This window comes from Stenotrophomonas sp. GW821-FHT09E08 (genome assembly GCF_059416125.1).
In genome coordinates this window covers 1-22864 of sequence record NZ_JBWKOO010000024.1, presented here as the reverse complement: position 1 = coordinate 22864, position 22864 = coordinate 1, and the positions used below count along the sequence as shown (strand labels likewise).

Genomic DNA, 22864 nt, shown 5'->3' with positions numbered 1-22864 from the left:
CGTCCACAAAAAAGCCACCCTCGCGGGTGGCTTCTTCGTTGCCGGCAGGGCGACGACTCAGTTCGTGGTCGTTGCCGGGTTGCCCGCATCCTGGGTCAGCAGGCGGTTGACGTCCTGCAGCTCGGCCACGTCCAGCGCGCCCAGCGACTGGCTCAGCAGCAAGCGGTTCTGCAGGAAGGTGTAACGGGCCTGTGCATAGTCCAGCTGCGCCGAGAACAGGATGCGCTGGTTCTGGATCACGTCCAGCACGGTACGGGTACCGACTTCCAGGCCGACCTGCGACGCGTCGTACGCGCTCTGCGCCGAAACCACCGCCAGGCGGCGGGCTTCCACTTCGCTGATGCCCTGCACCAGGGTCTGGTAGGCATTGCGGGTGTTGCGGTCCAGGGCACGCTTCTGCTGCTCGTAGCCGTCCTGGGCGATGTCACGCTGGGCCAATGCCTGACGCACGCCGGACTGGGTGGCACCGCCGGAGAAGATCGGCACGCTCAGGGTCAGCCCGATGCTGTTGGTACGAGCGTCCGGCGACAGCGAACCGGCGCCGGTGCTGTCACCCCAGGTCGCGCTCTTGCCCCAGCTGCCGCCCAGCGACAGGGTGGGGTAGTGACCACCACGGGCGGCCTGCACGCCGGCTTCGGCGGCACTTACCTTGAGTTCCTGCGCCTTCAGCGCCGGATTCTGGGTGCTGGCCTGGTGCACCAGCTCGTCGATGTTGCCGCGGTTGGCCGGCACTTCCGGACGGAAGTCCGCCGGCAGGCCCCGCAGGTTGACCACCGGCTGGCCGGTCAGTTCGGTCAGCGCCTGATAGTTATCGGCCAGGGTGTTCTGCGCAACGATGGTGTTGGCGCGCGCCTGGTCGTACTGGGCGCGTGCTTCGTGCACGTCGGTGATCGGCGCCAGGCCCACTTCCAGGCGCTTGTCGGCGAAGTCGAACTGCTTCTTCGCGGCCGCTTCATTGGTCTGTGCGGCGTTCAGAGATTCGATCGCCACCAGCACGTTGAAGTAGGCCGCCGAGGTGCGCACGATCAGGCTGTCGTTGGCCGAATCGAGGGTGAAGTCCGCTGCCTTGCTCAGTTCGCGCTGCGAACGCAGGTTGTTGATCTGGGTCCAGTTGAACAGCGTCTGGCTGCCGTTGATCGTGTAGTTGCGGCGCTTGCTGGTGACCGTGCCGGAGTTGGCGTCATGGTCGGCTTCGCTGCGCGAGCGGTTCAGTGTGGCCGTGCCGTCGATCTGCGGCAGCAGGGCAGCACGCGCCTGCACGGCGCCTTCCTTGTCGTACAGCCGGGTGGATTCGGCGGCGGACAGCTGCGGGTCACCATTGCGCGCCATTTCATAGACCTGCAGCAGGTCGGCGGCATGGGCGGACAACGGCAGCAGGGCAGTGGCCAGCGCAACAGCGAGGGATCGGCGGATCATTGCGGCTTCCTTGGACTCAGAGGTGGAACTGGGGTGCCGGGGCGGCACCGCGCAGGTAATCGATATCGGTCTCGAACAGGGACTCGCTGCTGCCGTCGGCCTTGACCAGCAGGGCCTCCATCGCCGGCGAACGGCCATGGATCACGAACAGGCGACCACCCGGACGCAGCCACGATGCGAACTGTGACGGCACCACGTCGACGGCACCAGTGACACAGATCACGTCAAAGCGGCGTTCGGTCTGCCAGGCCAGGGCGTCGGCCACTTCCACGCGGACGTTGGTGCCCAGGCCGGAAGCATCCAGGCGCGCGCGTGCGGCGGCGGCCAGCTCCGGGTCGATCTCCAGGCTCAGCACGTCGCGCGCCAGCGCGCCAATGCAGGCCGACAGGAAACCGCTGCCGGTGCCGATTTCCAGCACTTCGTCACCCGGCTGCAGGTCCAGTGCCTGCAGGGTACGGCCCTCGATGACCGGCTTCATCATCTTCTGGCCATGGCCAATCGGCAGTTCAACATCGGCGTAGGCCAGCGCCCGGTGCGCGTCGGCGACGAAGGCCTCGCGCGGCAGGCGGGCCAGGACGTCGAGCACCTTGATGTCCAGCACGTCCCAGGGACGGATCTGCTGTTCCACCATCAGTTCGCGGGCGTGGGCGTAATCAATCGTCATGAGGTTCAAATCCAGCGCAGTGGGCCGGCCATTTTACCGGTGCCGGAGGCCGGCGGCGCGCCCAGAGCATCAGCTGCCGGGTAGCCGGGGTCGCAGTGCCGGAAGTCATCGCGACCTCCGGTTCGTTCAGTTTTGGTTATCCGGCCGTCCCGGCCCCTCTTGGCGCGTAGGCGCGCAGGAAGAAGTCGATGCTGGCGGTCACGTGGGTGAGAGGGTCGCATTCCACCGGTGACAGTGGCATGCCGCACATCATATGCATGTGCACTTCGCCCTTGACCAGGGTCAGGAACTGCTGGCCGGCCAGGTAATAGTCGGGGATCTCCAGTTCGCCTCGCGCACCGCGCGCGCGCAGGAAGTCGGCCAGGGCCTCGCAGGTGCGCTCCGGACCGGCCTGCCAGAACAGCTCGCGCAAGCGCTCATCGGTTTCCGGCGCCATCATCATGCGCTGGATGGAAATCGCAGCATCGGAGGTGATCAGCTCGAAGAAGGCCAGGCCGATACCGATCAGCTGGTCGCGCAGCGGGCCGTCCGCGTCGGCCACGAACAGCGCGTCAGGCAGCATTTCAATGCATTTTGACTGCACTGCCTCGGAGAACAGGGTCTCCTTGTCGCCGAAGTGGCTGTACACGGTCAGCTTCGAGACGCCGGCCTGAGCGGCGATGGTGTCCATGCTCACACCCGTATAGCCCTGTTCGATGAACAGTGCTTTGGCTGCTTCAAGGATCGCCGCGCGCTTGCCGAGGTCCTTGGGACGCCCGGGTCCGGCGGCCTTGGCAGCGGGCTTGGCCGACGGCTTGCGGGAAGTGGGAGAACTCATCACGACAATACTAGACCAAGCGGTTCGATATTTATACTATACCGACTGGTTCACTAATGTCCGTGTCGCAACAGTATGTTGCCGACGCGTTCCCCCGGATCCCCTTTTCAGGTCTTGTACCTCATGAAGAACATGCGTTGGTTGGGTGTTGGCGTGCTGGCGGTGGTGGTGGCAGCCTGTGGCAGGCAGGCCGCCGAACCGGTGGCGGCCATTCCGGTGCTGGTGGTGCATCCCACCACGCAGGACGGACAGGCGCCGGCGGCCTACCCCGGCGAGGTACGCGCCCGCCAGGAGAGCCCGCTGTCGTTCCGGGTCGGCGGCAACCTGATCAAGCGTCATGTTGACGCCGGGCAACGCGTGAAGAAGGGCCAGCTGCTGGCCGAGCTGGACGTGGCCGACTACGCCTCGCAGGCAGCCGCCTCGCAGGCGCAGCTGGCGGCGGCGGAAGCTGACCTGGTGCGCGCCCGCGATGACCAGAAGCGCTACGCCAAGCTGGCCGAGGACCAACTTGTCAGCCGCTCGGCGCTGGACCAGCAGACCGCCGCGTTCAAGGCCGCGCAGGGCCAGGCCAATGCCGCCCGCGCCAACCTGGCGGTGGCCCGCAACCAGGCCGAGTACGCGCAGCTGCGCGCGCCGGCCGACGGCGTGATCGCCAGCCGCCAGGCCGAAGCCGGGCAGGTGGTCAGTGCCGGGCAGACGGTGTTCACCCTGGCCGCAGATGGTGGCCGCGAAGTGCTGATCGCGCTGCCGGAAAGCAACATCCGTGATTACAAGGTCGGGCAGCCGGTGCAGGTGGAACTGTGGAACCGCCCGGGCCAGCTGCTGCCGGGCACCCTGCGCGAGATCGCGCCGGCCGCCGATGCGCAGGCGCGCACCTATGCCACGCGGGTCAGCCTGGCGCCGGAAGCCTTGAGCGAAGTCGAACTGGGCCAGAGCGCGCGGGTGTTCGCCGCGGCTGGCCGCAATGGCACCCTGCAGCTGCCGCTCGGCTCGGTGCTGCGCGGCAGTGATGGCAAGGCCAGCGTGTGGGTGGTCAATCCGTCCAATGGTGCGCTGAAGGCCACCCCGGTGACGGTCGGTGCCTATGGTGCGCAGGCGGTGCCGGTGCTGTCCGGCGTGGCCGCGGGTGACTGGGTGGTGGCTGCCGGCGGCCATCTGCTGCGCGAAGGCCAGGTGGTGACGCCGGTCGACCGCCAGAATCGTCCGGTGCTGGCACCGGCGGCCACGCCGGCCGCTGCGCCGGCCGCAGGCAAGGGGCACTGATCCGTGCGCCGCTTCAATCTCTCCGAATGGGCGTTGGGCAATCGCCCGCTGGTGCTGTTTGCGATGCTGGCTTTCGCCGTCATCGGCGCCTGGTCCTACAAGCACTTGGGTCAGTCTGAAGATCCACCCTTCACCTTCAAGGCGATGGTGGTGCGCACAATGTGGCCTGGCGCCACCGCCGAGCAGGTCTCGCGGCAGGTAACCGAGCCGATCGAGAAGGCGCTGATGAACACCGGCGAGTACGAGTTCATCCGCTCGTACTCCCGCCCGGGCGAATCGCAGGTGATCTTCATGGCCCGCGACAGCCTGCGTTCCAAGCAGATTCCCGATCTCTGGTACCAGGTGCGCAAGCGCGTGGGTGACATCAAGGCGACGCTGCCGCGCGAGATCGTCGGGCCGTTCTACAACGATGAGTTCGGCGATACCTTCGGCAACATCTATGCGCTGACCGGCGAAGGCTTCGACTACGCGGTGATGCGCGACTATGCCGACCGCATCCAGCTGGAACTGCAGCGCGTGCCCGACGTCGGCAAGATCGACCTGGTCGGCCTGCAGGACGAGAAGGTCTGGATCGAACTGTCCAACACCAAGCTGGCCACGCTGGGCGTGTCGCTGCAGCAGGTGCAGCAGGCGTTGGCCGACCAGAACGCGGTGACCGCCACCAGCTTCTTCGAGACCCCGACCGATCGCGTGCAGCTGCGCGTGACCGGCCAGTTCGATTCGATCGAAGACATCCGCAAGTTCCCGATCCAGGCCGGCGAGCGGACCTTGCACCTGGGCGACATCGCCGAGGTGAAGCGTGGCTTTGCCGATCCGGCCTCGCCGAAGATGCGCTTCATGGGCCAGGATGCGATCGGCCTGGCGGTGGCGATGAAGGATGGCGGCGACATCCTGAAACTTGGTGCCACCCTGGATGCCGAGTTCGAGCGGCTGCAGAAGACCCTGCCGGCCGGCATGCAGCTGCGCAAGGTGTCCGACCAGCCGCACGCGGTGGAAGAGTCGGTGGGTGAGTTCGTGCAGGTGCTGACCGAAGCGGTGGTGATCGTGCTGCTGGTCAGCTTCTTCTCGCTGGGCCTGCGCACCGGCCTGGTGGTGGGCGTGACCATTCCGCTGGTGCTGGCGATGACCTTCTTCGTCATGCACTACTTCGACATCGGACTGCACAAGATCTCGCTGGGCGCGCTGGTGCTGGCGCTGGGCCTGCTGGTGGACGATGCGATCATCGCGGTGGAGATGATGGCCACCAAGATGGAGCAGGGCTACGATCGCCTGCGTGCGGCCAGTTTTGCCTGGGAATCGACCGCGTTCCCGATGCTGACCGGCACGCTGATCACCGCGGCCGGCTTCCTGCCCATTGCAACGGCGGCCTCAAGCACTGGCGAGTACACCCGTTCGCTGTTCCAGGTGGTGACCATCGCCCTGGTGGTGTCCTGGATCGCAGCGGTGCTGTTCATCCCGTACCTGGGCGACAAGATGCTGCCGGACCTGTTCAATCCGCAGCTGCCCAAGCCCGACAGCCTGGCCGGTCGCTGGCGTGCCAAGCGCCTGCAGTGGGCCAACCGCCATCCGGCGCTCGCGCGCTGGATCGCGCCGAAGGAGCATGCGCACGACCATGACCCGTACCAGCGGCCGTTCTATACCCGCTTCCGGGCTTTCCTGGATACCTGCCTGCGCCATCGCTGGTGGGTGATCGGTGCGACCATCGCGCTGTTCATCGGCTCGCTGATGCTGTTCCGCTTCGTGCCGCAGCAGTTCTTCCCCGATTCCACCCGGCCCGAACTGATGGTGGACATCGAACTGGCCGAAGGCGCATCGCTGGCCGCCACCCAGGCGCAGGCCAGCAAGCTGGAAAAGCTGCTGAAGCAGCGCGAGGGCATCAGCAACTACGTGGCCTACGTCGGCACCGGTTCGCCGCGCTTCTACCTGCCGCTGGACCAGCAGCTGCCGGCGACCAACTTCGCCCAGTTCGTGGTGCTCACCGAAGACGCCAAGGCCCGCGAAGCGACCCGCGACTGGATGCTGAAGGACGTGATCAAGCAGTTCCCGGACGTGCAGATGCGCGTGACCCGACTTGAGAACGGCCCGCCGGTCGGCTACCCGGTGCAGATGCGTGTATCCGGCGAGCACATCGCACAGGTGCAGGCGATCGCGCGCCAGGTCGAGGCCAAGGTACGGGAGAACCCGCACGTGATGAACGTCAATCTGGACTGGAGCGAGCCGAGCAAAGTGGTGCGGTTGGTGATCGACCAGGACCGAGCACGTGCACTGGGCGTCAGCAGCGCGCAGGTCAGCCAGTTCCTCAGCAGTTCGCTGTCGGGCATGAGCGTCAGCACCTACCGCGAAGGCAACCGCCAGATCGAGATGCTGCTGCGTGGCCCGGACAACGAGCGCGCGCAGCTGGACCTGATCGGCAGCCTGGCGATGCCCACCAGCAGCGGCACGGCGGTGACGCTGTCGCAGGTCGCGCGCCTGGAATACGCCTTCGAGGACGGCATCATCTGGCATCGCAACCGCCTGCCGACGGTGACCGTGCGTGCCGACATCAGCGACGGCATGCAGGCGCTGGACGTGGTGCAGCAGATCGTGCCAACGCTGGACGGCATCCGTGCCGAACTGCCTAGTGGCTACCTGCTGGAAACCGGTGGCTCGGTGGAAGATTCGGCACGTGGGCAGAACTCGATCAAGGCCGGCATGCCGTTGTTCCTGATCGTGGTGGCCACGCTGCTGATGCTGCAGCTGCGCAGCTTCTCGCGCGCGGCGATGGTGCTGGTGACCGCGCCGCTGGGCATCATTGGTGCCACGTTGTTCCTGCTGCTGTTCCGCGCCCCGTTCGGCTTCGTGGCGCTGCTGGGCACGATCGCGCTGGCCGGCATGATCATGCGCAACTCGGTGATCCTGATCGACCAGATCCAGCAGGATATCGACGCCGGGCATGACCGCTGGCATTCGATCATCGATGCGACGGTGCGCCGTTTCCGCCCGATCGTGTTGACTGCATTGGCGGCCGTGCTGGCGATGATTCCGCTCTCGCGCAGTGCGTTCTATGGCTCGATGGCGATTTCGATCATGGGCGGCCTGATCGTAGGTACGGTGCTGACCCTGGTGTTCCTGCCGGCGTTGTACGCGGCATGGTTCCGGGTCAAGCCGGACGAATCCGGGGCGTGACGCCCCGGGTTCTGCGGCCGGGGTCGGATCCCTTTCCCGCTGGGAAAGGGCTCTGACCCCATCCACGATGTGCACATCCACGCATGGCATGGATCTATCGCGGTGGGCCTGGTAGGTGCCAACCTTGGTTGGCACTGCGGCATGCATCCACGCATGGCGTGGATCAACGGGCCGGCTCTGGTAGGTGTCAACCTTGGTTGGCACTGCGGCATGTATCCGCGCATGGCGTGATCTACTGCAGCTGCAGGCTGTTCCGCAGCAGTGGCAGCAGCCATTCGATGAACACCTGCACGCGTTGCGCACGATGCTGCCGATGCGGCTGCAGCAGGGTCACCGGCAACGATTGCGCCACGTACTGCGGCATCACCTCCACCAGCGCGCCGGAGTGCAGTTCCGCCTGCACGTCGTAACGCGGAATCTGCAGCAGCCCCAGCCCCGCCACGCAACAGGCAATCGACGCCTCGGCGCTGTTCACCCGCACCCAGCCGGGCATCGGCTGCGTACGCAGCTGGCTGCTGTCCTGCCACTCCCACGGTTCCACCCGTGCCGTTGTTGGTGAGGCATAGTTCACTGCTCGGTGCTGCGGCAGATCCGCGGGATGCTGTGGCACCCCGTGCTCACGCAGGTAACTGGGCGCGGCAACGTTGACGAAGTCGAGCTGGCCCAGCGTGCGTGCCACCAGGCTGGAGTCACCCAGGTGGCCAACCCGCAGCACGGCATCGCAACCGTCCTCGATCAGGTTCACCGCGCGATCGGTCATGCCCAGGTCCAGTTCCACCTGCGGGTAGCGCGCAAAGAAATCCGGCAGGGAGGGGGCGATGATGCGTCGGCCGATGCGGCTGGGCACGTCGATCTTCAGCAGCCCATTTGGCTGCGCATCATCCTGGCGGAACAGCGATTCAGCATCTTCGACTTCGGCGATCAGGCGCAGGCAGCGGGCATGGAACACGTCCCCATCATGGGTGGTGGACACCCGTCGAGTCGATCGCTGCAGCAGGCGGGTGCCGAGCCGCTGCTCCAGTTCGGCGATGGCCGCCGATACCGTGGAGCGGGGCAGGCCGAGCTGGTCGGCGGCGCGGGTGAAGCTGGCGCACTCCACCACCCGGGTGAAGATGCGGAAGCGATCGATCCGGTCCATTGTTCGCTGGCTCTGGAAAGTTAAGTCAATGTAGCGGGCTTTATCCGGATTTTCTGCACGATATCGTCATCAGGGCAGGTTGCCATCCCGGGCAACCCCTCCCCAAGACCAAGCCATGACTGACCATTCCCTCAAGGGCAAGACCGTGCTGATCGCTGGCGGTGCCAAGAACCTGGGCGGGCTGCTGGCCCGCGACTTTGCCAGCCAGGGTGCCAAGGCCATCGTCATCCACTACAACAGTGCCGCCACCCAGGCTGATGCGGAAGCAACGGTGGCCGCTGTACAGGCTGCTGGCAGCAAGGCTGTTGCCCTGCAGGGCGACCTGACCTCGGCGGCGGCGATGGGACGCTTGTTCGCCGATGCCGTGGCTTCAGTCGGCCGGCCGGACATCGCCATCAACACCGTTGGCAAGGTGCTGAAGAAGCCGATGCTGGAGATCAGCGAAGCCGAGTACGACGAGATGAGCGCGGTCAACGCGAAGACCGCGTTCTTCTTCCTCAAGGAAGCCGGTCGAAACGTCAATGACGGCGGTCGCATCTGCACCCTGGTCACCTCGCTGCTGGGCGCGTTCACGCCGTTCTATTCCAGTTATGCCGGCACCAAGGCGCCGGTAGAGCATTTCACCCGTGCGGCGTCGAAGGAGTTCGGTGAGCGCGGTATCTCGGTGACGGCGATCGGCCCCGGTCCGATGGACACGCCGTTCTTCTATCCTGCCGAGAGCGCCGATGCGCAGGCGTACCACAAGACGGCGGCGGCGCTGTCGGCATTCACCCGCACCGGCCTGACCGACATTGCCGACATCGTGCCGTGGATCCGCTTCCTGGTCACCGATGGCTGGTGGATGACCGGCCAGACCATCCTGGTCAATGGTGGTTACACCACCAAGTAGAGGCGCGCCGTGTGAGCGCCATGCGTGGGTGTTCCTTGTTCTGGCTGCGCTCATCCCCGCATTGCGTGGATCTACTGACAACCACCGGCGGATTGGCGGCATTCTGAGTGGACAGTAAGAAGTGCCGCGATCCTGTCTGGGATCGCGGCACAATAGTCGGCTGTCCTGGGGCCGGAGTGCCTGCATGTTCCCTCGCACGATCCACGCCTGCACGCTGATGCTGGTTGCCTGCAGCGGCCTTGCCGATGCGAAGCCGGTAGAGGCCGATGCTCTGCGATTCCAGCAGGACCTGATCGCCGTGCTGGAATGCCGCGCCAGTGCAGATACCCGGCAGAGCATCGCCAGCACCCTGCGTACGGCACGCTACGGCGATCCAGCCGGTCGCCCGCTGCATCTGCTTGACTGGCATTTCGAGCAGGCCGGAGACGCCGACGCTGCTTCGGTGACGGTCATCGATATGCCGGTGCCGTTGACCGCGCAGGGCGTCCGGACCCAGCGCGTTTTCGCAGACGCGCAGGGGTTGTCCATTGTCATCGACGCTGCAGCGCGTGATCGTATCGTTGCCCGCCATGGCCTGCAGCTGCAGTCGAGCACGCTGCGTGAACCCTTCCGGGTGTGGACCACACGACCGGTTGATGGCAACACGTCGGCCCCGTCGATCATGGTGAGCAGCGATGGCGACGGCTATCGGTTGGGATGTACTGCCCCAGCTGCCAGCACGCGGGAAACGGTGCCACTGGATCGGCAGCAGCGTGCAGATGCCAATGACCTCACGGCGGCAATCGAGTGCCGTGCCGACGATGCGGCCCTGCGCCGTGTCGCGCGCTTGCTGCAGCAGGTGATGGAACAGCCGCAGGGCGGATGGCCGGACCAGATCCGTGCAGTGTCGGCGTCTTCGCATGCGATCAAGGGCACGGTGCTTCCCGCCTTCCAGATCGAACTGCAGACGCCGCTGCAGATCCAGGGCATCGCCACCGACAAGGTGCTGGTCGCACCGGCCGGCCTGTTCGCTGCAGACCTTGGCAGAACCAACGTGGCAGGCGTGTTGCTCGATGCCGGTCTGACAACTGCTCACCAGCAGGCCGGCGTGCAGGTCTGGCAACGCGAAGCGTCGCGCAGCGGCTTGCCTTCGGGCAGCGTCCGAATCAATGAACGCGTGGTGGCCCGAGCTGACGACGGCACTGTCCTGACCGGATGCAGCAGTTCGCAGATGCGCGCGGCCGCGAGCGATCCGCAGAGCGCGAACATCCCGCACTGAGTGAGCCAGTGCGGGATGCGCAGGGAGCGGGTACCGGACGCCGTCCGGTACCCCGATCACTCAGCCCAGCCTGGCCAGCACCGCGTCGGTGGCGGCGGCGGTACTCACCGCCGTTCCCTTCGCGGCCAGGTCGGCAGTGAACACGCCGTCATCCAGCACCGCATGCACCGCGGCTTCCACCGCAGCGGCTTCTGCTTCCAGGCCCAGCGAATGGCGCAGCAGCATCGCTGCACTGAAGATCGTTGCGTAGGGATTGGCGATGCCCTTGCCGGCGATATCCGGCGCCGAACCGTGGATGGGTTCGTAGATCCCGACCGCGCCCGGCTCGCCCAGCGATGCCGACGGCAGCAGGCCCAGCGAGCCGGCCAGCATCGAGGCCTCGTCGGTGAGGATGTCGCCGAACATGTTCTCGGTGACGATCACGTCATACTCGCGCGGCTTGGCCAGCAGGTGCATCGCCATCGAATCGACCAGCTGGTGCTCCAGCTCAACGTCGGGGAATTCCTCGCGGCTGATGCGCGCGGCCACGTCACGCCACAGGCGCGAGGTCTCCAGCACGTTGGCCTTGTCCACCGAGGTGACCTTGCCGCGACGCTGCTGCGCCAGGCGGAAGGCACTGCGCAGCACGCGCTCGATTTCCACCACGGTGTAGCGGCACAGATCGCTGGCGCTGTCGGCGTCTCGGGTCTTGTCGCCGAAGTAGATGCCGCCGGTCAGTTCGCGCACGACCACGAAGTCCACCCCCTGCAACAGCTCGGCCTTGATCGGCGAGGCGTGCAGCGCGGCTTCATGGGTTCGCACCGGGCGCAGGTTGGCGTACAGGCCCAGCGCCTTGCGGATCGCCAACAGGCCCTGTTCCGGGCGCACCTTGGCGTTCGGGTCGGACCACTTGGGGCCACCGACCGCACCCAGCAGTACCGCGTTGGCAGCCTGGCAGGCAGCCAGGGTGGAGGCGGGCAGCGGTTCACCATGGCGATCGATGGCAATGCCACCGATATCGTGTTCGCTGAAGGCAAAGGTGTGGTTGAAACGTTCGGCGACGGCCTTCAGGACGGCGACTGCCGCGGCGGCCACTTCCGGGCCGATGCCATCACCGGGCAGAACAACAATTTCAGCGTGCATGCTCACTCTCGTAACGTTCGATTTCAGGGACACGGCCCAACAGATACCCCAACTGGTCGACACCTTCCAGCAGGCAGGTTTGCGAGAAACCATCCAGCGGGAAGGAATAGACGCGACCATCGGGCGTGCGCAGTTCGCGGCTGGCCACGTCGATGGTCAGTTCATCGTCCGAGCGCTGCATCAGCGCCTGCACATCGGCCTCGTCCAGCACGATCGGCAGCAGGCCGTTCTTCAGCGAGTTGCCACGGAAGATGTCGGCGATCTCGCTGCTGACAATGGCACGCAGGCCGAGGTCGGTCAGCGCCCACGGCGCATGTTCGCGCGAGGAACCGCAGCCGAAGTTGCGGCCCGCAAGCAGGATGCTGCGGCCGGCGTTGTGCGGCTGGTTGAAGGCGAAGTCGGCCACCGGTGAACCGTCGGCCTGCCAGCGCCAGTCGTTGAAGGCGTTGCGGCCAAGGCCCGCGCGCTCGGTGGTGGACAGGAACCGCGCCGGGATGATCTGGTCGGTGTCGATGTTGGTCTGCGCCAGCACTACGCTGGACGATGTCAGGGTACGGAAACCGGCCATCACGCCACCTCCTGGGCGAACAGTTCGCGGGCGTCGGCGACGTGCCCCTGCACCGCGGCCCACGCCGCAGTCATCGGCGAGGCCAGCAGGGTGCGCGAACCGGGGCCCTGACGGCCTTCGAAGTTGCGGTTGCTGGTGCTCACGGCCAGTTGGCCGGGGGCGACCAGATCGCCGTTCATGGCGATGCACATCGAGCAGCCTGGCTCGCGCCATTCGGCACCGGCGGCACGCACGATCTCGTGGATGCCTTCGGCCTCGGCCTCGCGCTTGACGATCTCCGAGCCCGGCACCACCAGCATGCGCACGCGCTCAGCGACGCGACGACCGCGCAGCACCTGCGCCACTTCGCGCATGTCGCTCAGGCGACCGTTGGTGCACGAGCCGACGAACACCACGTCCACCGGCGTGCCGGCCAGCGCCTTGCCGGCCTCGAAGCGCATGTAGTCCAGGCCCTTCTGTGCCGCAGCATCGTTGGCCGCCGGGATTGGCGCATCCACCGCGATAGCGGTGCCGGGATGGGTGCCCCAGGTCAGCGTCGGGCGGATATCGGCGGCGTCGATGCGCACTTCGCTGTCGAAGCGCGCGCCTTCATCGCTGCGCAGCTGCTGCCAGCGCGCCACGGCAGCATCGAAATCGGCGCCCTTGGGCCCACGCGGCGTAGCGGCGACGAAGTCGAAGGTGACCTGGTCCGGCGCCACCATGCCGGCGCGTGCGCCGGCCTCGATCGACATGTTGCACAGGGTCATGCGCTGTTCCATGTCCATTGCTTCGATGGTGCTGCCACGGAACTCGATCACGTGGCCGGTGCCACCATTGACGCCGATCACGCCGATGATGTGCAGGACCACGTCCTTGGCACCAACGCCGGGTGCCAGGGTGCCATCGACGCTGATCGCCAGGGTCTTCGCCTTGCGCTGCAGCAGGCACTGCGTGGCCAGCACGTGGCCGACTTCACTGGTGCCGATGCCGAAGGCCAGCGAACCGAATGCACCGTGGGTGGAGGTATGGCTGTCACCACAGACGATGGTCATGCCCGGCTGGGTGAAACCCTGCTCAGGGGCGATCACATGAACGATGCCGCGATTGTCCGAGGCCATGTCGAACAGTTCGATGCCGTGCTCGGCGCAGTTGCGCGCCAGCGTGGCGACCTGGGCTTCGGAGGCGGCGCTGGCATAGGGCAGCTTGCCGTCGGCTGCAGCCGGCAGGGTCGGCGTGGAGTGGTCCATCGTCGCCTTGGTGCGATCCGGTCGGCGCGGAGCCAGGCCGCGCTCGCGCAGCTCGGTGAATGCCTGCGGCGAGGTCACCTCGTGGATCAGGTGCAGGTCGATGTACAGCACGGCGGGCGCGCTGTCGGATTCGGGGACAACCACGTGGGCGTCCCACAGTTTGTCGTACAGGGTGCGGGGTGCGGAAGTCATGCGTGTGCCTGGCAGAAGTACGAAGTTGCGAACATCGGAAAAGATAACGAATGGATCATGTCAGCGGCGACGGGCAAGTACCCGCAACCGCACGTAGTCGGCCAACGGCTGCCCGGCGGCGTTGCGCGGCAGCTCGGCCAGCAATGCGGTGGCGGCCTCGCGCACGGTGGCGTGTGCCTTGGCCGGCAGGTCGTCCAGCAGTGGCGCGGCGAATACCCGCAGCCAGCCGGCCACGCCGGTCGGCAGTGCGGTCGGGCGCGGCGTGCACTCGATCAGTTGAACCTGGAAGCCATGCTGGCGCAGGCGGTCGGCATAGGCATCGGCAGTAGGGAAGTACCACTGGAATGCGCTGGCGCCGTGGCCATGGGCCACGCGTGCGGCCTGCACCGCGGCAATGATCGTGGCCACGTTGCCATGCCCGCCGAACTCGGCAACGAAGCGGCCGCCGGGGCGCAGTGCGCGGCGCACACCTTCCATCACCCGGTCGGGGTTGCTCATCCAATGCAGTGCCGCGTTGCTGAACACCGCATCGAACTCACTGTCGAACGACAGCGCGTGGCCGTCCATCACCTGCGCATCGACGCCGCGTGCACGTGCGGCGATCACCAGCTCCGGCGAAGCATCCACACCGTGGATGCGCGCACCGCTGAGCGCCAACTCAGTGCTGAGCACGCCGTCGCCACAGCCCAGGTCGAGGATGCGTTCACCGGCGCGCGGGTCGAGCAGGCGCGATACCGCGCCGCCGAGCAGCGGCACGAAGCCGGCGTCGATTGCATAGTCCTGGGCATTCCAGTGCTGCCCCGCGGGCAGTGCCGTTGTGTCGAAGGCGCTCATGTCGGGTTCCTCAGGCGGTGGCGGGGGTGGCAACGTCGGTGCTGCTGGGGGCGCTGGCCTGACGCTGGCGCAGCAGGCGGTTGGCCACGTCCAGCCAGGCCAGCGCGGAGGCTTCGATGATGTCCTTGCTGGTGCCGGTGCCGTCGTACTCCACGCCCTCGTGGCGCACGCTCAGGTTGGCTTCGCCGCGCGCATCGGCGCCGATGCCGACGCTGTGCACGTGGTAGCTGTCCAGCATCAGCTGTACGCCGGTGGCGGCAGACAAGGCGCCGAACAGCGCATCGACCGGGCCGTCGCCCTGCGCGGTCTCGGCCACGCGGTTGCCGTCCGGGTCGGACAGCTCGACCAGTGCATTGGCGCGGCTGCCGACGTCGCTGATGGTCATCGACGCCAGGCGATAGCCCTGCGTGGTGGAACCGCCCTGCATCAGCGTCTGCAGGTCGGCATCGGTGACCACGCGCTGTTGCTCGCACAGGCCCTTGAACTGCTCGAACACCAGCTTCAGTTCGTCTTCGTCCAGCCAGAAGCCCAGCGCACGCAGGCGCGCTTCGACGGCGGCGCGGCCACTGTGGCGGCCCAGCACCATCTGCGAATCCTCCCAGCCCACGTCTTCCGGACGCATGATTTCGTAGGTGCCGCGGTGGCGCAGCATGCCGTGCTGGTGGATGCCCGATTCGTGTGCGAACGCGTTGGCGCCGACGATGGCCTTGTTGCGCTGTACCGGCATGCCGACCAGGCGCTGCAGCAGCTGCGAGGTGCCGACGATGCGCGGGGTGTTGATCGAACTGTCCTGCTCGTAGAAGGCCTGGCGCACCTTCAGCACCATCGCGATCTCTTCCAGCGAACAGTTGCCAGCACGTTCGCCGATGCCGTTGACGGTGCACTCGACCTGGCGTGCGCCGCCTTCGATGGCGGCCAGCGAGTTGGCCACGGCCAGGCCCAGGTCGTTGTGGCAGTGCGCGCTGAAGATCACGTTGGCCGCGTTTGGCACATCGGCCACGCCAGCAATCACCTGCTGGAACATCGCACGGATCTCTTCCGGCGTGGTGAAGCCCACGGTATCGGGCAGGTTGATGGTGGTGGCGCCGGCAGAGATCGCCGCACGCGACACTTCGATCAGGTAGTCCAGCTCGGTGCGGGTGGCATCTTCGGCGGAGAACTCGACGTCGTCGATATACGAACGTGCCAGCGATACGTGCTTGCGTACCGACTCCAGTACCTGCTCGCGGGTCATCCGCAGCTTGTGCTCGCGGTGCAGCGGGCTGGTCGACAGGAACACGTGCAGGCGCGGGTTGGCAGCGGCCTCCAGGGCACGTGCGGAGGTCTCGATGTCGGCCTGCAGGCAGCGCGACAGCACCGCCAGGCTCAGGCTCGGGCGGCGCAGTTCGCGGCCGATCAGCGCCATTGCTTCGCGGTCGGACTGCGAGCTTGCCGGGAAGCCGGTCTCGATGATGTCCACGCCCAGTTCATCCAGCGCACGCGCCATCACCAGCTTCTGCGGCGGGCTCATGCTGCAGCCGGGGGACTGCTCGCCGTCACGCAGGGTGGTGTCGAAGATGCGGATGCGCGGGGTGGTAATTCGTTCGATGGTGGTCACAGGGAAATCTCCTCGACAGCGGGCGTGACGGCTTGCAGGGGGGAAGGGGAAGAGGTGGGGGGAACGGTGGCGCTGGCCTTGCTGGGCGAGCGCGGGGATTCACTGCGTCGTCGCCGCGGTTTGCGCGGTGGGCGTGGGCGGATGTCGGTGAGCAGGCCGGCCAGTACGCCGGCATCGATGTTGCCGCCGGAGACCACCGCGCACTTGCGGCGGCCGGCGACGCGGCGGCCGGCGGCCAATGCCAGCGCACCGGCGCCCTCGGCGATGATGTGTTCTTCCAGCGCCAGGCGGACCAGGGTTTCGCGCAGCTCAGCCTCGCGCACGATCACTACGTCGTCCAGCAGCGAGGTGCACAGGCGGCGGGTCAGGAAGCCGGGGATCTTCACCCGCACGCCATCGGCCAGCGAGGCAACGGGGGCGATCTCGCGCACGTCACCGCGGATCGCGCGTGCCATCGAATCGACACCTTCCACCTGCGCACCGACAACGCGTACGCCCTGCGACTTCAGCGCCAACGCAACGCCGGAGGCCAGCCCGCCGCCGCCGATCGGCACGATCACCACGTCCGGCGCGTGCGCGGCCAGCTCGATGCCGACCGTGCCCTGGCCGGCGATCACGTCGGCATCGTCGAAGGCGGACAGAAAGCGGTAACCGTGGCGCTGCGCCAGTTCAACCGCGAACGCGTAGGCCTCGTCATAGCTGTTGCCATGCTGGCGCACGGTCGCGCCCCAGTGGGCGACGCCGGCGATCTTGGTGGCCGGCGCGCCGTGCGGCATCACGGTGATGGCCGGTACGTCCAGGCGGTAGGCGGCCCAGGCCACGCCCTGGGCATGGTTGCCGGCCGAGGCGCAGATCACCGGGCGTGTGTCGCCGCGCTCGCGCCCGGCCAGCAGCGCGTTGAGCGCACCACGCACCTTGTAGGAGCCGGTGCGCTGCAGGTTTTCCAGCTTCAGCCAGGTGCCGAAGCGCTCGGCATGGTGCAGCGGCGTGGGCGGCAGGAAGCGGCGCAGGCGTGCCTGCGCTGCCAGTACGTCGGCGACGCTTACGTCGCCGACATCGCTTTCCTTGCTGGTGTCAGCGCCCGGCATGGACCACCAGCGAGGGGCAGGCGACCACCGCGTGCGGGGACGGACGGCGAAGAAGACGCCTCCGTACCGGCAGCGTGTTGGAAACGGTACGGGTGTTCATGCGGATACTCCTTCCAGTGCGGTCATCTGCACCGACACGCAGTCGTAGATCTTTTCCATCTGCCGGCACAGCGTTTCCGCCGGGCGCTGGCCATCCACCACCAGCTGCAGGTGCCAGCGACCATCATCGGCGGCCACCGGCGCACCGCTGATCGCGCACGGTGCGAAGCCGCGACGCTCGGCCATGCCGATCACGCGCAGCAGCGCTCCTTCGGCCGGGTGCAGCACCAGGTCAAGCCGGTATTGCATTGGGGATCTCCTGGCGGGCATGGGCGGGGTTGCTTTCCAGCATCGTGCTGTTGGCGGTGTTCGGCGGCACCAGCGGCCACACGTTGGCGCGTGCATCGATGGCCACGTGCAGCAGCGCCGGGCCCGGTTCGGCCAGCAGCGCGGCCAGCCCACCTTCGACGTCATCGCGTGCATCGATGCGGGTGGCGGCGATACCGAACACCTTGGCCAGCGCCACGAAGTCCGGGTTGTCGGACAGGTCGATCTCGCTGTAGCGCTCGGCGAAGAACAGTTCCTGCCACTGTCGCACCATGCCCAGCGAACTGTTGTCCAACAGCACGATCTTCACCGGCAGGCGGCAGCGGGCAATGGTCGCCAGCTCCTGCACGTTCATCATGAAGCTGCCGTCACCGGACACCAGCACCACGGCGCGATCGGGGCAGGCGAACTGCGCACCCATCGCCGCTGGCAGGCCGAAGCCCATGGTTCCCAGCGCGCCACTGGTCAGGTGGTTGCGTGGGTGATTGAAGCGGCAATGCTGGGCGACCCACATCTGGTGCTGTCCAACGTCACAGGCGATCACCGCATCGGCCGGCGCCAGTTCGCTCAACCGCTTCAGCAGCGCCGGTGCGTAGATGTGCTGGCCGGGTGCGTCGTAGCGTGCGGTGAAGCGTTCGCGATGCTGCGCGCAGCGCTTGCGCCACGCGTCCTGGTGGGCCTTGGGGGAGGGAAAGGCCGCACGCAGGGCACGGATGGCGTGGCCGACATTGCCGGGCACGGCGACATCGGCGCTGCGCAGCTTGGAGATCTCGTAGGCGTCGGCGTCGATGTGGACGACGCGGGCGAACGGTGCGAACTCAGCCAGCTTGCCGGTGGCACGATCATCGAAGCGCGCACCCAGCACCAGCAGCAGGTCACTTTCCTGCACCGCCATGTTGGCCGCGCGGGTGCCGTGCATGCCCAGCATGCCCAGCGAGTGCGGGTGATTGGCCGGCAGCGCGCCCAGTCCACGCAGGGTCATCACGGTGGGGATGGCGCTGGCCTCGACGAAGTCACGCAGATCCTGCACCGCATCGCCCAGTGCGATGCCACCACCGGCGTAGACCACTGGTTTTTCGGCCGCCGCCAGTGCGGCGATGGCTTCGGCGATGGCTGCTTCCGCGGGGGCCGGCGGCGGTTCGACGCTGCTCGGCACGTGCACCGGGAGATGACTGGCATCGGCCAGCTGCACGTCCTTGGGCAGGTCGATCAGCACCGGGCCGGGACGGCCCTCGCGGGCGATGCGGAAGGCATCGGCGACCACGCGCGGCAGGTCGTCGACGCTGCGCACCAGCCAGCTGTGCTTGACGATCGGCATGGTCAGGCCGAACACATCCAGTTCCTGGAAGGCATCGGTTCCCAGCAGCGGGGTGGCGACCTGGCCGGTGATGCAGACCATCGGGACCGAATCGAGCATCGCGTCGGCGATGCCGGTGACCAGGTTGGAGGCGCCCGGGCCGGAAGTGGCCACGCAGACGCCGACCTGGTTGCTGGCGCGGGCGAAGCCGTTGGCAGCCAGCGCCGCGCCCTGCTCATGACGTACCAGGATGTGCTTCAGCGAAGAATCCACCAGCGCGTCGTAGAACGGCATGATGGTGCCGCCGGGATAACCGAACAGCGTGCGGACGCCTTCGGCCTCCAGCGCCTGGGTCAGCCAGCGCGCGCCGTTGGCTGGCGCGCTGCGGTGTGTGGAAGAGTTCATGGGGGAGCCTTGCAAAGCGGGTGGGGGAGGCCGCGTGGTTACGCGGCCTGTCCTTGCAACCAGACCATCTTGGCGCGCAGTTCCTTGCCTACCTTCTCAATCGGGTGCTCCAGGTCGGCCTGCTTGAACTTGTTGTAGTTCGGCAGGCCCGCTTCGTACTCGGCTACCCAGTTCTTGGTGAAGGTGCCGTCCTGGATGTCCTTCAGTACTTCCTTCATGCGCGCCTTGGTACCGGCGTCGATCACCCGCGGGCCACTGACGTAGTCGCCGTACTGCGCGGTCTCGGAGATGAACTCCAGCATCCGCGAGATGCCGCCTTCGTAGAACAGGTCGACGATCAGCTTCAGTTCGTGCAGCACTTCGTAGTAGGCGATTTCCGGCTGGTAACCGGCTTCCACCAGCGTCTCGAAGCCGGCCTGCACCAGTGCCGATGCACCGCCGCACAGCACCGCCTGCTCACCGAACAGATCAGTTTCGGTCTCTTCCTTGAAGGTGGTCTGGATCAGGTTGGCGCGGGCGCCGCCCAGGCCGGCGGCATAGGCCAGGGCGTACTCGGCGGCCTTGCCGCTCTTGTCCTGGTAGACCGCCCAGATGCAGGGCACGCCGCGACCGATTTCGTACTCGCGGCGCACCAGCGCGCCGGGGCCCTTGGGTGCGACCAGCACCACGTCCAGATCCTCGCGCGGCTTGATCATGTCGAAGTGCACATTCAGTCCGTGCGCGAACAGCAGCACCGCGCCCTGCTTCATGTTCGGTGCCAGCACATCGTCGTAGAGCTTCTTCTGCACCATGTCCGGGGTCAGCACGGCGACCAGGTCGGCATCCTTCACCGCATCGGCCGGTGCTTTCACGGTGAAGCCGTCGGCCTGTGCCTTGACCTCGGTGGGGCCGCCCGGACGCAGGCCTACCACCACATCGAAGCCGGATTCACGCAGGTTCAGCGCGTGCGCGCGTCCCTGGCTGCCGTAGCCGATGACAGCGATCTTGGTCTGGGGCAGGTCGTTGGTGCTCATGGGGGAGGTTCCTTGCGGTGGGAAGAAAAAAGAACGGCCGGTCGTCGTAGTGACGTACCGGCCGGTCAGGGGAAAGCGATGGGGGAGGCACCATGCATCGCACAGGTACTGCCACCACGAGAGTTCGTGGTGCAGCAGGTCCAGGTTGTGAAGGAGGCGGTGGTCATGGTGGTTGCGTCTGAAACCAGGTCCTGAAATGAAAAAACCCGCACCGGGGCGGGTGCGGGTTTTTGAAGAGTTCCGGTGTGTTTGTTGCTTACACGCTGGCTCGTCCCGCACCTGTTGGTTGGGTAATAAGTACGAGCACAAGAATCGAACGCAGCGAGGCGGCGCCGGTGTCGGCGGCTTCGATGTGGGTTCGCGGTGGCGTGTTGTGATGCAACATGTGATCGAGAGAAACACAGCCGTTTCGGCGATGTCAACCCTTGCGATGGAATTTCCATCGGTTGCCGCTGCATCCAGTTCAATCGCTTGCAGCACAAGTATGGTTGCCGATGAAAGTGTTTATGTGAACCCAAATTCACTCCTTTCAGCGGGTTTTTTGCGCGGGTTCCGGCGGATTTTCACCTTGGTGGGTGCGGACCTTGGTCCGCACCGGATTCACAGAAGTCGGGAACAGTGCGGACCCAGGCCAGCACCCACCCCAGAATCAACGTCCATGACCTCTGCCCGATACCACGTGAAGGCCGCAGCGGCGAAGATCGGGGAACCACCCTTCCATCGGAACCCGACCGTGTCCCGACGCCTTGCCCGTTCCCTGCTCGCCGCCGCCGTGCTGGCTGCCGTACCCGCGCTGTCCTTTGCCGCTGACCGCATTACCGGTCATACCTTCGCCACCCGATCGGAGGTGATCGCCCCGCACGCGATGGCGGCCACTTCGCAGCCGCTGGCCACCCAGATCGCGCTGGACGTGATGAAAGGGGGCGGCTCGGCGGTGGATGCCGCGATCGCCGCCAATGCCGCCCTTGGCCTGATGGAGCCGACCGGCAACGGCATCGGCGGCGACCTGTTCGCCATCGTCTGGGACCCGAAGACGCAGAAGCTGTACGGCTACAACGGCTCGGGCCGCTCGCCGAAGTCGCTCACCCTGGCCGAGTTCCAGCGCCGTGGCCTGAAGGACATCCCGGCCACCGGTCCACTGCCGGTGTCGGTACCGGGCGCTGTCGACGGCTGGTTCGCACTGCACGACCGCTTCGGCCGCAAGCCGATGGCCGACAACCTGGCACCGGCCATCCGCTACGCCCGCGACGGTCACCCGGTGGCTGAAGTGATCGCCTACTACTGGGACCGCTCGGTGCCCAAGCTGTCGCAGTACCCGGGCTTCAAGGAACAGTTCACGATCAACGGCCACGCCCCGCGCAAGGGCGAGATGTGGAAGAACCCGAACCTGGCCAGCACCCTGCAGAAAATCGCCGATGGTGGCCGCGATGCCTTCTACAAGGGTGACATCGCCCGCACCATCGGTGACTACTTCAAGGCCAATGGCGGCTACCTGAGTTACCAGGACATGGCCGACCACCACGGTGAGTGGGTCGAGCCGGTCAGCAGCAACTACCGTGGCTACGACGTGTGGGAACTGCCGCCGAACAGCCAGGGCATCGCCGCGTTGCAGATCCTCAATGTGCTGGAAGGCTACGACTTCTCGAAGATCCCGTTTGGTTCACCGGAGCATGTGCACCTGTTCGTTGAAGCGAAGAAGCTGGCCTTCGCCGACCGCGCGCGTTTCTACGCCGACATGGCGTTCCAGCCGGCACCGGTGCAGAAGTTGATCTCCAAGGAATACGCCGCGCAGCGCCGAACGCTGATTTCGATGGACAAGGCGCTGAAGGAAGTACAGCCGGGCACGCCGAAGCAGCTGGAGCAGGGCGACACCATCTACATGACCGTGGCCGACGCCGACGGCATGATGGTCTCGCTGATCCAGTCCAACTACCGTGGCATGGGCAGTGGCATGGCACCTCCAGGACTGGGTTTCATCCTGCAGGACCGCGGCGAGATGTTCGTGCTGCAGAAGAATCATCCCAACGGCTACGCGCCGGGCAAGCGCCCGTTCCAGACCATCATTCCGGCCTTCATCACCAAGGGCGGCAAGCCGTACGCGAGCTTCGGCGTGATGGGGGGCGCCATGCAGCCGCAAGGCCACGCACAGATCGTGATGAACCTGGTGGACTTCGGGATGAACCTGCAGGAAGCCGGCGATGCGCCGCGCATCCAGCATGAAGGCTCGACCGAACCGACCGGACAGGCCACGGCAATGAGCGATGGTGGCGAAGTGAATCTTGAAACCGGCTTCCCGTACGAGACGGTGCGTGCGTTGATGCGCAAGGGGCATCGCATCGTGTTCGCCGATGGTCCGTATGGCGGGTACCAGGCGATCATGCGCGATCCCGAGACCGGGGTGTATTACGGTGCGTCGGAGAGTCGAAAGGATGGGCAGGCGGCGGGATATTGAGGTTTCTTGGCCACCGGGCTGAGCCCCCTCTGCGGTGTCGGTTCAGAAGCTGGATTGCGTGATTGGGCCGGGCGGGGGGGGGGGTGGGGGGAGG

18 protein-coding genes are annotated in these 22864 nt (G+C 66.4%); 5 read left to right on the top strand and 13 right to left on the bottom strand.

Annotated elements, in window-relative coordinates; all coding sequences use genetic code 11:
- Nucleotides 1-57: 57 nt before the first annotated feature.
- The 3 genes from AC07M7_RS20435 to AC07M7_RS20425 all read right to left on the bottom strand — a co-directional run bounded on the left by AC07M7_RS20435 (nt 58) and on the right by AC07M7_RS20425 (nt 2897).
- Nucleotides 58-1416, bottom strand: coding sequence for a TolC family outer membrane protein (locus AC07M7_RS20435; protein ID WP_046985261.1), 1359 nt, complete (start codon nt 1414-1416; stop codon nt 58-60).
- A gap of 16 nt (nt 1417-1432) precedes the next feature.
- Nucleotides 1433-2080 (bottom strand): protein-L-isoaspartate O-methyltransferase family protein, encoded by a 648-nt coding sequence (locus AC07M7_RS20430; RefSeq protein WP_006390984.1) that lies wholly within the window; start codon nt 2078-2080, stop codon nt 1433-1435.
- A 136-nt stretch (nt 2081-2216) separates the two neighbouring features.
- The gene (locus AC07M7_RS20425; protein ID WP_046985263.1) at nt 2217-2897 is read right to left on the bottom strand and encodes a TetR/AcrR family transcriptional regulator; all 681 of its coding nucleotides are present in this window, start codon (nt 2895-2897) and stop codon (nt 2217-2219) included.
- Nucleotides 2898-3020: 123 nt separating this feature from the next.
- On the opposite strand from AC07M7_RS20425, the gene AC07M7_RS20420 reads away from it, so the two are divergent.
- Nucleotides 3021-4160, top strand: a complete 1140-nt coding sequence (locus AC07M7_RS20420) for an efflux RND transporter periplasmic adaptor subunit (protein ID WP_012512046.1) — start codon at nt 3021-3023, stop codon at nt 4158-4160.
- 3 nt (nt 4161-4163) lie between these two features.
- Nucleotides 4164-7325 carry an efflux RND transporter permease subunit gene (locus AC07M7_RS20415; RefSeq protein WP_495208163.1) on the top strand — a complete coding sequence of 1054 codons (3162 nt, stop codon included), beginning with the start codon at nt 4164-4166 and terminating at the stop codon, nt 7323-7325.
- A 232-nt stretch (nt 7326-7557) separates the two neighbouring features.
- Here AC07M7_RS20415 and AC07M7_RS20410 read toward each other — a convergent pair whose 3' ends face one another.
- Nucleotides 7558-8463 (bottom strand): LysR family transcriptional regulator, encoded by a 906-nt coding sequence (locus AC07M7_RS20410; protein ID WP_495208162.1) that lies wholly within the window; start codon nt 8461-8463, stop codon nt 7558-7560.
- Between the two features lie 115 nt (nt 8464-8578).
- Here AC07M7_RS20410 and AC07M7_RS20405 point away from each other — a divergent pair, with 115 nt between their 5' ends.
- Together AC07M7_RS20405 and AC07M7_RS20400 are read left to right on the top strand one after the other, a co-directional pair.
- Nucleotides 8579-9352, top strand: coding sequence for an SDR family oxidoreductase (locus tag AC07M7_RS20405; protein ID WP_253078764.1), 774 nt, complete (start codon nt 8579-8581; stop codon nt 9350-9352).
- Between the two features lie 184 nt (nt 9353-9536).
- Nucleotides 9537-10610, top strand: coding sequence for a hypothetical protein (locus AC07M7_RS20400; RefSeq protein ID WP_495208161.1), 1074 nt, complete (start codon nt 9537-9539; stop codon nt 10608-10610).
- Between the two features lie 60 nt (nt 10611-10670).
- On the opposite strand, the gene leuB is transcribed toward AC07M7_RS20400, so the two are convergent.
- From leuB to ilvC, 9 genes are all read right to left on the bottom strand, one after another.
- Nucleotides 10671-11732: a 3-isopropylmalate dehydrogenase gene (leuB, locus tag AC07M7_RS20395; protein ID WP_495208160.1), complete on the bottom strand. Its 1062-nt coding sequence runs from the start codon at nt 11730-11732 to the stop codon at nt 10671-10673.
- A complete protein-coding gene (gene leuD, locus AC07M7_RS20390; protein WP_428710079.1) occupies nt 11722-12300 on the bottom strand; it encodes a 3-isopropylmalate dehydratase small subunit in 579 nt (192 codons plus the stop codon). The genes leuB and leuD overlap by 11 nt, the downstream gene beginning before the upstream one ends.
- Nucleotides 12300-13718 (bottom strand): 3-isopropylmalate dehydratase large subunit, encoded by a 1419-nt coding sequence (gene leuC, locus AC07M7_RS20385; RefSeq protein WP_495208159.1) that lies wholly within the window; start codon nt 13716-13718, stop codon nt 12300-12302. The genes leuD and leuC overlap by 1 nt, the downstream gene beginning before the upstream one ends.
- Before the next feature lie 60 nt (nt 13719-13778).
- Nucleotides 13779-14552: a class I SAM-dependent methyltransferase gene (locus AC07M7_RS20380; protein ID WP_046985271.1), complete on the bottom strand. Its 774-nt coding sequence runs from the start codon at nt 14550-14552 to the stop codon at nt 13779-13781.
- 10 nt (nt 14553-14562) lie between these two features.
- Nucleotides 14563-16149: a 2-isopropylmalate synthase gene (locus AC07M7_RS20375; protein ID WP_495208158.1), complete on the bottom strand. Its 1587-nt coding sequence runs from the start codon at nt 16147-16149 to the stop codon at nt 14563-14565.
- Nucleotides 16146-17237, bottom strand: coding sequence for a threonine dehydratase (locus tag AC07M7_RS20370; protein ID WP_428710082.1), 1092 nt, complete (start codon nt 17235-17237; stop codon nt 16146-16148). Before AC07M7_RS20370 ends, AC07M7_RS20375 begins: the two co-directional genes overlap by 4 nt.
- A 96-nt stretch (nt 17238-17333) precedes the next feature.
- The gene (locus AC07M7_RS20365) at nt 17334-17585 is read right to left on the bottom strand and encodes an ACT domain-containing protein (protein WP_012512039.1); all 252 of its coding nucleotides are present in this window, start codon (nt 17583-17585) and stop codon (nt 17334-17336) included.
- Nucleotides 17569-19305: an acetolactate synthase 2 catalytic subunit gene (ilvG, locus tag AC07M7_RS20360; protein WP_295382398.1), complete on the bottom strand. Its 1737-nt coding sequence runs from the start codon at nt 19303-19305 to the stop codon at nt 17569-17571. Before ilvG ends, AC07M7_RS20365 begins: the two co-directional genes overlap by 17 nt.
- 38 nt (nt 19306-19343) lie before the next feature.
- Nucleotides 19344-20318: a ketol-acid reductoisomerase gene (gene ilvC / locus AC07M7_RS20355; RefSeq protein WP_046985437.1), complete on the bottom strand. Its 975-nt coding sequence runs from the start codon at nt 20316-20318 to the stop codon at nt 19344-19346.
- A gap of 733 nt (nt 20319-21051) precedes the next feature.
- Here ilvC and ggt point away from each other — a divergent pair.
- The gene (gene ggt / locus AC07M7_RS20350; protein WP_426355234.1) at nt 21052-22770 is read left to right on the top strand and encodes a gamma-glutamyltransferase; all 1719 of its coding nucleotides are present in this window, start codon (nt 21052-21054) and stop codon (nt 22768-22770) included.
- Nucleotides 22771-22864 lie beyond the last annotated feature (94 nt).

Bases quoted from the DNA above. Each gene is read 5' to 3' on its own strand.
- leuC (WP_495208159.1), bottom strand. From the start codon at position 13,718: ATGACTTCCGCACCCCGCACCCTGTACGACAAACTGTGGGACGCCCAC.
- AC07M7_RS20400 (WP_495208161.1), top strand. From the start codon at position 9,537: ATGTTCCCTCGCACGATCCACGCCTGCACGCTGATGCTGGTTGCCTGC.
- ilvC (WP_046985437.1), bottom strand. From the start codon at position 20,318: ATGAGCACCAACGACCTGCCCCAGACCAAGATCGCTGTCATCGGCTAC.
- AC07M7_RS20365 (WP_012512039.1), bottom strand. From the start codon at position 17,585: ATGCAATACCGGCTTGACCTGGTGCTGCACCCGGCCGAAGGAGCGCTG.
- ilvG (WP_295382398.1), bottom strand. From the start codon at position 19,305: ATGAACTCTTCCACACACCGCAGCGCGCCAGCCAACGGCGCGCGCTGG.
- AC07M7_RS20430 (WP_006390984.1), bottom strand. From the start codon at position 2,080: ATGACGATTGATTACGCCCACGCCCGCGAACTGATGGTGGAACAGCAG.
- AC07M7_RS20410 (WP_495208162.1), bottom strand. From the start codon at position 8,463: ATGGACCGGATCGATCGCTTCCGCATCTTCACCCGGGTGGTGGAGTGC.
- leuB (WP_495208160.1), bottom strand. From the start codon at position 11,732: ATGCACGCTGAAATTGTTGTTCTGCCCGGTGATGGCATCGGCCCGGAA.
- AC07M7_RS20380 (WP_046985271.1), bottom strand. From the start codon at position 14,552: ATGAGCGCCTTCGACACAACGGCACTGCCCGCGGGGCAGCACTGGAAT.
- leuD (WP_428710079.1), bottom strand. From the start codon at position 12,300: ATGGCCGGTTTCCGTACCCTGACATCGTCCAGCGTAGTGCTGGCGCAG.
- AC07M7_RS20405 (WP_253078764.1), top strand. From the start codon at position 8,579: ATGACTGACCATTCCCTCAAGGGCAAGACCGTGCTGATCGCTGGCGGT.
- AC07M7_RS20420 (WP_012512046.1), top strand. From the start codon at position 3,021: ATGAAGAACATGCGTTGGTTGGGTGTTGGCGTGCTGGCGGTGGTGGTG.
- AC07M7_RS20370 (WP_428710082.1), bottom strand. From the start codon at position 17,237: ATGCCGGGCGCTGACACCAGCAAGGAAAGCGATGTCGGCGACGTAAGC.
- AC07M7_RS20425 (WP_046985263.1), bottom strand. From the start codon at position 2,897: ATGAGTTCTCCCACTTCCCGCAAGCCGTCGGCCAAGCCCGCTGCCAAG.
- AC07M7_RS20435 (WP_046985261.1), bottom strand. From the start codon at position 1,416: ATGATCCGCCGATCCCTCGCTGTTGCGCTGGCCACTGCCCTGCTGCCG.